Origin of the sequence: Ornithinimicrobium sp. (assembly GCF_051004135.1) — a bacterium.
GTDB lineage: Bacteria > Actinomycetota > Actinomycetes > Actinomycetales > Dermatophilaceae > Ornithinicoccus.
Map to the genome: position 1 here is coordinate 1 of NZ_JBPCKQ010000142.1, position 11,788 is coordinate 11,788.

Annotated in this window: 8 protein-coding genes; 3 read left to right on the forward strand and 5 right to left on the reverse strand. The window is 70.4% G+C overall.

The genetic code is table 11. The annotated features are described in order from the left end of the window. The first annotated feature begins 231 nt into the window (after window positions 1-231). Together ACR2FV_RS09355 and pheA are read left to right on the forward strand one after the other, a co-directional pair. On the forward strand, window positions 232-1,773 hold the full coding sequence (locus tag ACR2FV_RS09355; RefSeq protein ID WP_434015422.1) for a sugar transferase: 1,542 nt from the start codon (window positions 232-234) through the stop codon (window positions 1,771-1,773). 33 nt (window positions 1,774-1,806) lie between these two features. Further along, entirely contained in the window at window positions 1,807-2,766 is a 960-nt protein-coding gene (gene pheA / locus ACR2FV_RS09360) for a prephenate dehydratase (RefSeq protein WP_434015423.1), read from the forward strand. On the opposite strand, the gene ACR2FV_RS09365 is transcribed toward pheA, so the two are convergent. The 5 genes from ACR2FV_RS09365 to ACR2FV_RS09385 form a co-directional block, all read right to left on the reverse strand. Further along, window positions 2,751-3,410 (reverse strand): GDSL-type esterase/lipase family protein, encoded by a 660-nt coding sequence (locus ACR2FV_RS09365; protein ID WP_434015424.1) that lies wholly within the window; start codon window positions 3,408-3,410, stop codon window positions 2,751-2,753. The genes pheA and ACR2FV_RS09365 overlap by 16 nt on opposite strands. Window positions 3,411-3,473: 63 nt before the next feature. Then, window positions 3,474-4,508, reverse strand: coding sequence for a GNAT family N-acetyltransferase (locus tag ACR2FV_RS09370; RefSeq protein WP_434015425.1), 1,035 nt, complete (start codon window positions 4,506-4,508; stop codon window positions 3,474-3,476). Window positions 4,509-4,527: 19 nt separating this feature from the next. Further along, window positions 4,528-8,289, reverse strand: a complete 3,762-nt coding sequence (locus tag ACR2FV_RS09375) for a multifunctional oxoglutarate decarboxylase/oxoglutarate dehydrogenase thiamine pyrophosphate-binding subunit/dihydrolipoyllysine-residue succinyltransferase subunit (RefSeq protein WP_434015426.1) — start codon at window positions 8,287-8,289, stop codon at window positions 4,528-4,530. An 86-nt stretch (window positions 8,290-8,375) separates the two neighbouring features. Continuing rightward, the gene (locus ACR2FV_RS09380) at window positions 8,376-9,200 is read right to left on the reverse strand and encodes an ABC transporter permease (protein WP_434015427.1); all 825 of its coding nucleotides are present in this window, start codon (window positions 9,198-9,200) and stop codon (window positions 8,376-8,378) included. Further along, window positions 9,197-10,150: an ABC transporter ATP-binding protein gene (locus tag ACR2FV_RS09385; protein ID WP_434015428.1), complete on the reverse strand. Its 954-nt coding sequence runs from the start codon at window positions 10,148-10,150 to the stop codon at window positions 9,197-9,199. Before ACR2FV_RS09385 ends, ACR2FV_RS09380 begins: the two co-directional genes overlap by 4 nt. A gap of 96 nt (window positions 10,151-10,246) precedes the next feature. On the opposite strand from ACR2FV_RS09385, the gene ACR2FV_RS09390 reads away from it, so the two are divergent. Continuing rightward, complete coding sequence (locus ACR2FV_RS09390; protein ID WP_434015429.1) at window positions 10,247-11,545, forward strand: MFS transporter; 1,299 nt, start codon at window positions 10,247-10,249, stop codon at window positions 11,543-11,545. The last annotated feature ends 243 nt before the right edge of the window (window positions 11,546-11,788 follow it).

The following is an 11,788-nucleotide window of genomic DNA, read 5'->3' on the forward strand; positions in this document are numbered from 1 at the left end:
ACATGGTGCCACGTCGCGTGCACCGCCGACAGGTGTCCGCACGGTGGCCGGCAGGTGACGGGCACAGAGATCACCGCGGGCTGGGAACAGGCTGACAAACGCCTCAGCATGCTCTACAGTTGGTCAAGATTTGGTAAAGAACACCAAGTTCATGGATAGTATGGGCCGACGCGACCGTGAGTTGGCAAGCCACAGTGGGACAAGGGGACAACCGATGTATGCATGTGATGGGTGGGTTCGGTCGTGACGTTGGCCGGTGAGCGCGCTCCCAGCGTGATCAGCTACCTCGACGAGCAGACCGGGTTGCTCATCCCTGAGTCGGTGCCCCCGGTCGCCGAGCCGCGCAAGCCGGCTGCGCGCCCCCGGCGCCGGGACGGCATGCGGGGCTACCTGACGTGGTTGCGCGTCCAGGACATGCTCATCGTGGCGCTGACCGTGGCGGTGGCCGACCGCTGGGGGCGCAGCAGCGGCTGGGGCTTCGGCACGTGGGGCTATGACACCCTCGTCTTCTGTGGGGTCCTGCTCGCCTGGTCGACCGTGTTGCATGTCCAGGGCGCCTACGACGTCCGCCACGCCGGGCACGGTGTCCAGGAGTACCGCCGGGTGTTCCAGGCCTCGGTCTGGCTGATTGCGCTGATGGCGCTGGCGTCCTACGCCTCGGACATCCCGGTGGCCCGGGGCTACATCCTGGTGGCCTTCCCCCTCGGCACCGCAACCCTGGTCCTGGCCCGATGGGTGGCCCGCAAGTGGCTGGTGGCGCGTCGCACTCAGGGCTCGCTCACCGACGCGGTGCTGCTGGTCGGTGACCGCCGGCACGTCGAGGCCCTCGTGGTCGCGCTCGCCCGCACCCCGGGTGCGGGCTACCAGGTCGTGGGGGCCTGCGTCGACGGCGTGCCCGTCGGTGCGACCGTCGCAGGAGTCACTGTGCTCGGCGCCGAGAGCGACGTCGTCCTGCAGGCTCTGGACCAGCGGGTCGACGTGGTCGCCGTGTCCTCCTCCAGTGGCCTGGGCAGCCAGGGTCTGCGCAAGCTCGGCTGGTCGCTGGAGCAGACCGACATCCAGCTGGTGGTGGCCCCGGAGATCATGGATGTGGCCGGGCCGCGGGTCGTGACCCGGCCCATCCAGGGGCTGCCGCTGCTCCACGTGGAGGCACCGGTCTTCACCGGACCCCGCCTGCTGCTCAAGAACCTCTTGGACCGCACGGCCGCCTGCGCCGGCCTGCTCGTGCTGCTGCCTGCCCTCCTGCTCGTGACGCTCGTGGTGCGCACCGGTGACCCCGGCCCCGCGTTCTTCCGGCAGGCCCGCATCGGACGCGGCGGCCGGCCCTTCGCGATGATGAAGTTCCGCACCATGGTCGTCGACGCCGAGGTGCAGCTGACCGCGCTGCGGGAGGCCAACGAGGGGTCGGGGCCGCTGTTCAAGCTCAAGTCCGATCCGCGGGTCACCAAGGCGGGCGCCTTCCTGCGCCGGCACAGCATCGACGAGGTGCCACAGCTGCTCAACGTGCTGCGGGGTGACATGAGTCTGGTCGGGCCCCGGCCTCCGCTGCCCAGCGAGGTCGCCGACTACGACCCTGATACGCACCGGCGGCTCAAGGTCAAGCCCGGGATGACCGGTCTGTGGCAGATCAGCGGCCGCAGCGACCTGTCCTGGGAGGAGTCCGTGCGCCTCGACCTCTACTACGTGGAGAACTGGACGCCGTGGCTGGATCTGATGATCCTGTGGCGCACCGTCAAGGTCGTCGTCCGGCCGGGGGCGCACGGGGCCTACTGAGGCGCGCGCCGCGGGCTGGCTACAGTTCTTGACGTGACCCCCACCGACCCCCCGCACATCGCCTACCTCGGTCCGAGCGGCACGTTCACCGAGCAGGCGGTGGTCCAGCTGGGGGGCGCTGCCACCGAGGCGACGGGCTCCCCTGCACCCTTCGCCTCGGTGGAGGGCGCGCTGGATGCGGTCCGGTCGGGCCGCGCCCGCAGCGCCGTGGTGCCGTTCGAGAACTCTGTCGAGGGCTCGGTCTCGGCCACCCTGGACGCTCTCATCCACGGCCCGGCCCTGCACATCGTGCGTGAGGTCCACGTGGCGGTGCAGTTCGCGCTGATGGTGCGCCCGGGCACCGCCGAGGCGCAGCTCCGGCGGCTGGCCACCCACCCGCACGCGGAGGCTCAGACCAGGCAGTGGCTGGCCGGACGGCTACCCCTGTGCGACGTCCTGCCGGAGTCCTCGACCGCACGGGCCGCCGAAGGGGTGGCTGCGGGCACCTACGACGCGGCCATCGCGGCCCCGCTGGCGGCGACGCGGCACGGTCTGCAGATCTTGGCCCCGGACGTCGCCGACCGTCCGGGTGCGGTGACCCGGTTCGTCCAGCTGCAGCTGCCGGGCAGCCTTCCGCCCCCCACGGGAGCCGACACGACGACCCTGGTGGCCTTCATCCGGCACAACCATCCCGGTGCGCTGCTGGCGCTGCTGGAGCAGTTCGCCGTGCGCGGTGTCGACCTCAGCCGGCTGGAGTCCAGGCCGACCGGCGAGGCCCTGGGGCAGTACTGCTTTGCCATCGACGCCGATGCCCACGTGTCCGAGCCACGGATGGCCGAGGTGCTGACCGGGCTGCACCGCACGTGCGCGCAAGTGCTGTTCCTGGGGAGCTATCCGCGGGCCGACGGGCGCGTGAGTGTACGGCCACCGGAGGCTGCCGACACGGCCTACGAGCAGGCTCAAGCGTGGCTGGACGGTCTGCGGTGTCCGCCGGGAGCTCAGCCCTCGAGCTGAAGCCAGCGCTGCCAGCCGTGGTGCAGCACCAGCCACGCAATCAGACCGTAGCCTGCCTGCCCCGGATGGACGCCATCCCCGGCGTTGAGGTCTGACCGCCACTGCTCGTGGGTGCGCAACGGGTTGAAGCAGTCGACGAAGGGGATGCCGCGGCGGGCGCAGACGTCGGCCTGGGCGTCGGACAACGCCTTGACGCGACCGTTGGTCTCTGCATCCAGGCAGGGTGCGGGACCGACGACGAAGGCGGCGATGCCGCCGGTGGCGGCCTCGTCGAGCACGTTGGCCAGGTTGAGCCGGGAGCGTGCCGTGGTCAGACCCGTGGCCAGGTCTGCCACGCCGACCCCGACGACGAGGCGACGCTCGCTGCGGTGTGCCCAGCGCGGCGGGCACTCGGTGCGCCAACGCTGCATCACATCCGCGCTGGAGTCGCCGCGGAGCCCGAGGTTGTATGCGGTCAGATCGGTGTCGCGACTGTGCGTGCGACCGACCACCCGGCTGACCCAGCCCAGGGCCTTGGGGTCTCCGTAGCCGGCGACGAAGTCGTCGCCGACGAAGCAGATGCCGATGTCCCGGGGCCCATCGCCGACGCGGAAGTCGGCGCTGGGGGTGAACTCCACGGAGGGTCGGGCGGAGACGGACGTCACGGATGGTGCCTTTCGGTCGGGGGTTGCACCTCTGACCCTAACGCCGCCACGACCGTCGTCGCGTCAGGACGGGGCCCCGACCTGGACGTCCTTGTGCCACGACTCGGTGACGTAGGCCGTGCGCCACCCCAGCGCGGTGTAGAGGCCGTCCGCCCCGGTGGGTGAGTCGCCGTCGACCTCCAGCCCGACCCGGTTGCGGCCGCGGGCGGCCGCATCGGCGATCACGGCATACAGCAGGGACTTGGCGACCCCGCGACCCCGCGCACGCTGATGCACGCCGATGTAGTCGACGTAGGATCCGTCGGGCTGCGGACCGCCCTCGGCGTCCAGCCGACCCGTGATCGTGGTGGCGACCAGGGCGCCGCCGGGCTCTCCGTCCACGGTGGCCAGCCACCAGTGGTCCCAGCGGTGACCGGGGTCCTCCCGCAGTCGGTCCACGAACTCCTCGAAGGTCTCCCGGTAGGAGTTGAAGTGGTCGGCGAAGGACTCCTCGAGGACGAAGTGCACGTCCCGCAGGTCCTGCTCGTGCGGCATTCCCACCTGGTCGTCCCGGCGCACCCGCCGCAGCTGGACCCCGTCGCGGGGCTCGGGCAGGCCGGTGGCCTCAGCGGCCTCGACGGGTCGCGACATCTGCCACCAGTCGCGCACGTGCTCGAACCCGGCTCGGCGCAGCCACCCGTGCAGCCGTGGATCGTCGCGGAAAGCACCGGCGTCCATCTGCGTCGAGGACAGTCCCCGGTCGGCCCCGATCTGGCACGAGAGGCCTTGGGCCCGGGTGAAGCAGAACTGCGCGACGACGTCGGCGACGTCGTCGTCGAGGTCGGGGTCCACCGTCACGCCGACCAGCACGCGGCCCTTGGCCCGGTCGTGGCAGCTGACCCAGGCCCGGGCCTGGGCCTGGTCGTCGCGGACCAGCAGGTGGGTATGGGTGCGTGCTCCCCGTCCGGTGACCTCGGCGGCGACGTTCTCGCTGTCGGCGCCCGGCCAGCCACGGGCCTGCTGCTCGTGGCGGCGCAGCAACCGCACCAGGCCCTCGACGTCGTGCCGGTCCGGCTCGGCCGCGCTCCAGCCGTCCGGCAACGGGGGGTGATCGGTCATCGCACAGCCGCCTGGATGCTCAGCGGGAGAATGCAGTGTCGATGAGCTCCTGCTGTTGAAGGGCGTGCACCTTGGCCGAGCCGGTGGCCGGTGAGGCCGCCGCGGGCCGGGAGACCACCCGCAGCGAGCGGTGCGCGCCGTGCCCGGCCAGGGCGGTCTGCAGGTTGAGCGCCATGAACGGCCACGCACCCTGGTTCTCCGGCTCGTTCTGCACCCACACCAGCTCGGCGTCGGCATACGGCTGGACCGCCTCGGCGAGCTGGGCGCCTGGTGTGGGGTAGAGCTGCTCCACGGCCAGGATGGCGGTGCGCTCATCCTCGCGCTTGGTCCGCTCCTCGCGCAGGTCGTGGACGAGCTTGCTGGAGGCCAACAGCACCCGGTCGACGTCGCCCGAACGCACCTCGCGGTCGGGGACGACGGCCTGGAAAGCACCGGAGGTGAAGTCGCCCGGTGCGCTGGACGCGGACTTCAGCCGCAGCATCCCCTTCGGTGTGAAGACGATCAGCGGCTTGCGCGGACGGTCGTAGGCCTGCCGGCGCAGCAAGTGGAAGTAGGAGGCCGGGGTGGAGGGGTAGGCGACGGTCATGTTGTCCTCGGCGCACATCTGCAGGAAGCGCTCGATGCGGGCGGAGGAGTGGTCGGGCCCCTGGCCCTCGTAGCCGTGCGGGAGCAGCAGCACCACGGAGGAGCGCTGGTCCCACTTCTGGTGCGAGGAGGAGATGAACTCGTCCATGATCGTCTGGGCTCCGTTGACGAAGTCGCCGAACTGGGCCTCCCACATCACCAGGGCGTCCGGGCGCTCGACCGAGTAGCCGTACTCGAAGCCCATCGCGGCGTACTCGCTGAGCAGCGAGTCGTAGAGCCAGAACTTGGCCTGGTCCTCGCTCAGGTGCATCAACGGACCCCACTCGGTCGCCGTGCGCTTGTCGGTCAGCACCGCGTGCCGCTGCACGAAGGTGCCACGCCGCGAGTCCTGGCCGGCCAGCCGCACCGGTGTCCCCTCCAACAGCAGCGAGCCGATGGCGATCAGCTCACCGAGGGCCCAGTCGATCCCGCCCTCGCGGCTCATCTCCTGTCGCTTGGACATCAGCTGGGCGAGCTTGGGGTGCACCGTGAAGCCGTCGGGGGTCTGGGTGAACGAGTCGCCGATGTGCTTGAGGGTGCGGGGCTCGATGGCGCTGACCACCTCCCGGTGGCCGGCCGACTCGTCGTCCTGCTGCGCCTGGGGCCGCTCCAGGCCCTGCTGCCCGTCCTGCCCCTTCAGCGCGGCCTTGGTCTCGGTGAACACCTGCTCGAGCTGGCGCTGGTAGTCGCGCAGCGCGTCCTCGGCCTCCTCGACGGAGATGTCGCCACGACCGATCAGGGCCTCGGTGTAGAGCTTGCGCACGGAGCGCTTGGACTCGATCAGGTCATACATCAGCGGCTGCGTCATCGAGGGGTCGTCGCCCTCGTTGTGCCCGCGGCGCCGGTAGCAGACCAGGTCGATGACGACGTCCTTGCTGAACTCCTTGCGGAAGTCGTAGGCGAGCTCGGCGACGCGCACGCAGGCCTCGGGGTCATCGCCGTTGACGTGGAAGATCGGGGCCTGGACCATCCGGGCCACGTCGGTGCAGTAGACCGAGGAGCGGGACTGCATGGGGCTGGTGGTGAAGCCCACCTGGTTGTTGACCACGATGTGCACGGTGCCGCCGGTGCGGTAGCCGCGCAGCTGGGACAGGTTGAGGGTCTCGGCGACGACCCCCTGGCCGGCGAAGGCCGCGTCACCGTGCATCAGCACGGGCAGCACGGTGAAGGTGTCACCGGGCTTGTTGAGCCGGTCCTGCTTGGCCCGGACCACGCCCTCCAGCACGGGGTTGACCGCCTCCAGGTGCGAAGGGTTGGCGGCGAGGTAGACCGAGGTCTGTTTGCCCGACTCGGCCCGGAACTCGCCCTCGGTGCCCAGGTGGTACTTCACGTCGCCGGAGCCCTGCACCGACCGGGGGTCCTGCTTGCCCTCGAACTCCCGGAAGATCTGGCCGTAGGACTTGCCGGCCAGGTTGGCCAGGACGTTGAGCCGGCCGCGGTGCGGCATACCGATGCACACCTCGTCGAGGTCGTCGTCGGCGGCCTGGTTGAGGATCTTGTCCATCAAGGCGATGACCGACTCCCCACCTTCCAGGCTGAACCGCTTCTGACCGACGAACTTGGTCTGCAGGAAGGTCTCGAAGGCCTCGGCGGCGTTGAGCCGCCGCAGGATCCGCAGCTGCTCGGTGGGGGAGGCCTTCTCGTAGGGGACCTCCACGCGGCGCTGGATCCAGGCCCGCTGGTCGGGGTCCTGAATGTGCATGTACTCGATGCCGACGGTGCGGCAGTAGGAGTCGCGCAGGATGCCCAAGATCTTGCGCAGGGTCAGCCGCGGCACACCCCCGAAGCCACCGGTGGCGAAGTCGCGGTCCAGGTCCCACAGGGTCAGGCCGTGGTTGGTGACGTCCAGGTCGTAGTGCCAGCGCTGCCGGTACTCCAGCGGGTCGGTGTCGGCCATCAGGTGGCCGCGGACCCGGTAGGCGTGGATCAGCTCCTGCACGCGGGAGGACTTGGAGACGTCGTCCATGTGGGAGGCCGAGACGTCGGGCGCCCAGCGGATCGGCTCGTAGGGGATGCGCAGCGAGGTGAAGACCTCGTCGTAGAACCCGTGACCACCCAGCAGGAGCTCGTGCATCACCTTGAGGAACTCCCCGGACTGGGCGCCCTGGATGATGCGGTGGTCGTATGTCGAGGTCAGGCTGAGGATCTTGCTGACGGCGTTGTCGGTGATCCGCTGGGGGCTGGCGCCCTGCCACTCGGCCGGGTAGTCCAGCGCCCCGACGCCGATGATGGTGCCCTGACCCTGCATCAGTCGGGGCACCGAGTGCACCGTGCCGATGCCACCGGGGTTGGTCAGCGTGATCGTGGTGCCCTGGAAGTCCTCAATGGTCAGCTTGCCCCCGCGAGCCTTGCGGATGAGCTCCTCGTAGGCCGCCCAGAAGCTGTGGAAGTCCAAGGTCTCGGCGCTCTTGACACTCGGGACCAGCAGCTGCCGGCTGCCGTCGGACTTCGGCACGTCGATCGCGATCCCCAGGTTGGTGTGCGCCGGCTGGACGAGCACCGGCTTGCCACACTCCTCCGCGAAGCCGTTGTTCATCTCCGGCATCGCCTTGACCGCCTTGATCATGGCGTAGTCGATGAGGTGGGTGAAGGACACCTTGCCGCCGCGACTGCGGGAGAGGTGGTTGTTGATGACGGTGCGGTTGTCGATGAGCAGCTTGGCCGGCAGCGAGCGGACGCTGGTCGCCGTGGGGACCGACAGGCTCGCCTCCATGTTGGTGACCACCCGGGCGGTTGCGCCGCGCAGCGGCGTGCTGCGGGACTCCTCCTGCGGCTTGGAGCTCTTGCGCGCGGGGGCGTCGCGCGGGGTCGGGGAGGACTCGCCCGACCCCTTGGTCTGCTTGGGGTCGCTCTCGTCCGCCTCGGCGGCTGCGGTCTCCTTCGCGGGAGTCGCCGTAGTCTGCTTCGGCTCGGGCGAGGGCCGCGCGGCGGAGCCGTCCTTGGCGGCGTCGGCCTTGGACGGTGTCTCCCGGGGCTTGGCCGGCGCGGTGCCGTTGCCCGAGGACCCTCCGGGCTCGTAGGTGGCGAAGAATCGCTGCCACTTGGCGGACACCGAGGACTTGTCGGCGAGGTACTGCTGGTAGTGCTCCTCGACGAGCCATTCGTTGGCCCCGAAGTCCGCGAGCGGGTTGTCGTTGCTGGTCTGTTGCGTGGCCACGGCGGGTACGCCTCTTCCTCACATCATCGAGCGGGAAACGTGCGCTTCCACACTATCCCTTCGAAGGCCCCGTTGCCGGAATCGGGTCAGGTGATGTCGCGGCTGCGGGTGCGCACCAGGCCCAGTGTCGCCATCACGGCGGCGTAGGCCAGCAGGACCAGCGCGGCCAGCCACCAGGCAAGGGGGTCGGCGGCTCCGCCCAGGGCCTGGGTCAGCTCGGCGTCGGTGCCGGTGAACACATCGAGGGTCGCCGCGGTCGCCTGGCTGGGCAGGACCCGCGCGATCGGGTCGCCCCAGTCGGCGAAGGTCAGGAAGAAGCCGGCCAACGGCTCCAGGATCCAGGCGAACGCGATGGCGATCGACAGGGCCGCCACCTGGTTGGGGATCAGCACCCCGATGCCCAGGCCCATCAGCGACCACAGGGCGAGCACGAGCAGCATCAGCAGCAGGGTCTTGGTCAGCTGGGCGGGGTCGGGGTAGATCGGCAGGTCGGCGGTGGCCAGGAGGATCCCGCCCCCGATCAGGACGCCGATCACGTGCACCAGCCCGCTGAACGCGGCGATGACGACCAGTGCCACGACCTTGGCGCCGATGACGCGCTCCCGCTTGGGGGTGGCCAGGAAGGTCCCGCTGATCGTCTTGTGCCGGAACTCCTGGCCGATGCTCAGGATGCCGATGATCAGCGCCAGCAGGTAGCCGAACTGGATGCCGGCGGTGTAGACGATGCGGGCCAGGGTCAGCTCGGGCACCACATCGACGAGCTTGATGCCGTCGAGGATGTCGCCGTAGATGATCAGCCCGCCGAACAGGGCGGCGAAGCCGGCCCCGGTGAGGAACATGCCCAGGGTCAGGCCCCACGACGTCCGGGTGCTGACGTACTTGAGCACCTCGGCGCGTACGAGCGGGATCATGACTGCTCCAGGTTGCGGTTGCGGTTGTCGGGGTTCTCGGTGAGCTCGAAGAAGAGCCGCTCCAGGTCGGTGCGCAGCGGGCGCAGCTCGTGCACGGCCACGCCGGCCCGTAGCGCGCTCTCACCGACCGCCACCAGGTCGCCGGTCATCGCTTGCAGGGCACTGTCGCCTTGCTCGACCGCGGGGAATGCAGGTATGCCGTCCGTCTCCAGAGCCAAGGCCAGCCGCGAGGGGTCGGCGCTGCGCACCAGGGTGGAAAGGTCGCCGTGCAGCTCATCGATGCTGCCCTGGCGCACCAGGTGCCCGTTGGCGATGATCACCACGTCGTCGACGGTCTGCTCGACCTCGGTCAGCAGGTGTGAGCTGATCAGGATCGTCGTGCCTTCGCTCGCGAGGTGGCGCAGGAAGCCGCGCAGCCATCGGATGCCCTCGGGGTCCAGCCCGTTGGCCGGCTCGTCCAGCAGCAGCACCTTCGGCTCGCCGAGCAGCGCCGCGGCCAGGCCGAGCCGCTGCCGCATACCCATCGAGTAGCCGCCCGCCCGCTTGCGCGCCGCCGCCGGGATGCCGACCAGCTCCAGCAGGTGGTCCACCCGGGAGTCGGGGATGCGGTGGGTGGCGGCAAGCACCCGCAGGTGGTCGCGGCCGGTGCGGCCCGGGTGGAAGTTGGTGGCCTCCAGCGCCGAGCCGACGGTCTCCAGCGGCCGGGGCAGCTCGGCATACGCATGTCCGCCGATCAGCCCCACCCCGTCGCTGGGCCGGATCAGCCCGAGCAGCATCCGCAGCGTCGTGGTCTTGCCGGCGCCGTTGGGGCCGAGGAAGCCGGTGATCCGCCCCGGCTCGACCCGGAAGCTGAGGTCCTGGACGGCCGTGAAGTCGCCGAACTTCTTGCTGAGCCCCCGGACCTCGATGTCGGTGCCGTCGGTGGGCGCCCTCTGATCGGTCGTGGTCATGGCTGACAGTCAAGCAAAGCTGGATCCGGCGGGCATCGGCCGATAGTCGGAGATCTAAGGCCGGTCGGCTGCACCGATTGGCGTAGCCTGGGCGTCGTGGCGGTCGAGAGCCCGGGGGCACGCAGGTCGCGTCGCCGCACCGTCGGTGTGATGGGCGCGGCGGGTGCGGTGACCGCGTTGGGGGCGATCCCGCCGTTCCTGATCGGCGCGCAAGCCGTGTTCGTCCGCGCCGAGCTCGGCTTCGACCTCACCCGGTTGGGTGTCGCGGTCAGCGCCTTCTTCGCCGCTGCCGCAGCGGCCGCCCTGGCCGGCGGTGGGTTGATCGACCGGATCGGCGCGCGGGCCGGGCTGGTCCTGGCCGGGCTGCTGGTGACCGGCGGGGGCGCCGCGGTGGTGCTGCTCGTGCACGACTGGACCTCCCTGGTGCTCTGCATGCTCCTGCTCGGGCTGGGCAACGCGGCCTGCCAGGTCTCCTCCAACCTCAGCGTGGCCCAGGCGCTTCCGGCGCACCGCCGAGGGTTGGGCTTCGGGGTCAAGCAGGCGGCTGTCCCCCTGGCGATCATGCTTGCGGGGCTGGCCGTCCCCACGGTGGGCCGGATCTACAGCTGGCGGTTCTCCTTCGGGATGACGGCCGTCTGCGGCTTGCTCGTCGTGGCTGTGGCGCTGCTGGTCCGCTCGCCGCGCCGGCAGCGAGGTGCCAGGGTCGCTCAGGGGCAGGACCGGGCACCGCTGGGTCCGCTGCTCGTGGCGGGACTGAGCATCACGTTCGCCAGCGCTGCCGCCAACTTCTTGGGGGCCTACCTGGCCTCGTGGGCGGACCGGTCGGGGTTGACCCCGAGCCAGGCCGGGCTGCTGATCGCCGCCGGGTCCGGCGCGTCCATCGTGGTTCGGATCGTGCTGGGACACCGGGCCGACGGTCGGCATGGCGCCAACCTGCCCGTGGTCGCCGTGCAGATGTTCGTCGGCGCCGGGTGCCTGCTCGGTGTGAGCAGCGGGCTGCCGTGGGCAGTGGTCGGCTTCGGGTTCGCCGCCTTCGCCGTCGGCTGGTCCTGGCCCGGGCTGTTCCTGTATGCCGTGGCCCGGGTGGGTCGCGACGCCCCGGCTCGGGCCTCGGCGATCGTGCAGGCGGGCGCGTTCGCGGGCGGGGCAGTGGGGCCGATCGGCTTCGGCCTGCTGGTGGGCACCGCCGGCTTCCGGAGCGCCTGGTGGTGTGCCGCGGGGGCGTTCGTGGTGGCGGGCGTGCTGGTACTGCTGGCCCGACGGGGCCTGGTCGTCGACCTGGTGGACCGTCCGCCGCGCATTCCGCTGGGCTACGGGGGCGGCCGTGGAACGGCCGCTCGCCGGACTCCGGAAGGAGCGGCAGACACGGGCGACAGGAAGCCGACCAACCCCTGAGCAGGTCTGGGCAGGCGTTGCGCCCCCGGCAGGATTCGAACCTGTCTCCCGGGGCGGGACGACACTATCGGCTGGCAGCATTAAAATGACTATATGTGCTGGTCAGATAGGCTTTTGGCGAGCGACACAGATGGACGCTGGTTGCCAGAGTCTGACATAGTTAGGGCACGTATAGGGCACGACCAGAGAGGGGTACGCGCTGTGTCGACGTCCCGTCGCCCGCGCCGAGGCTTCGGCAAGATC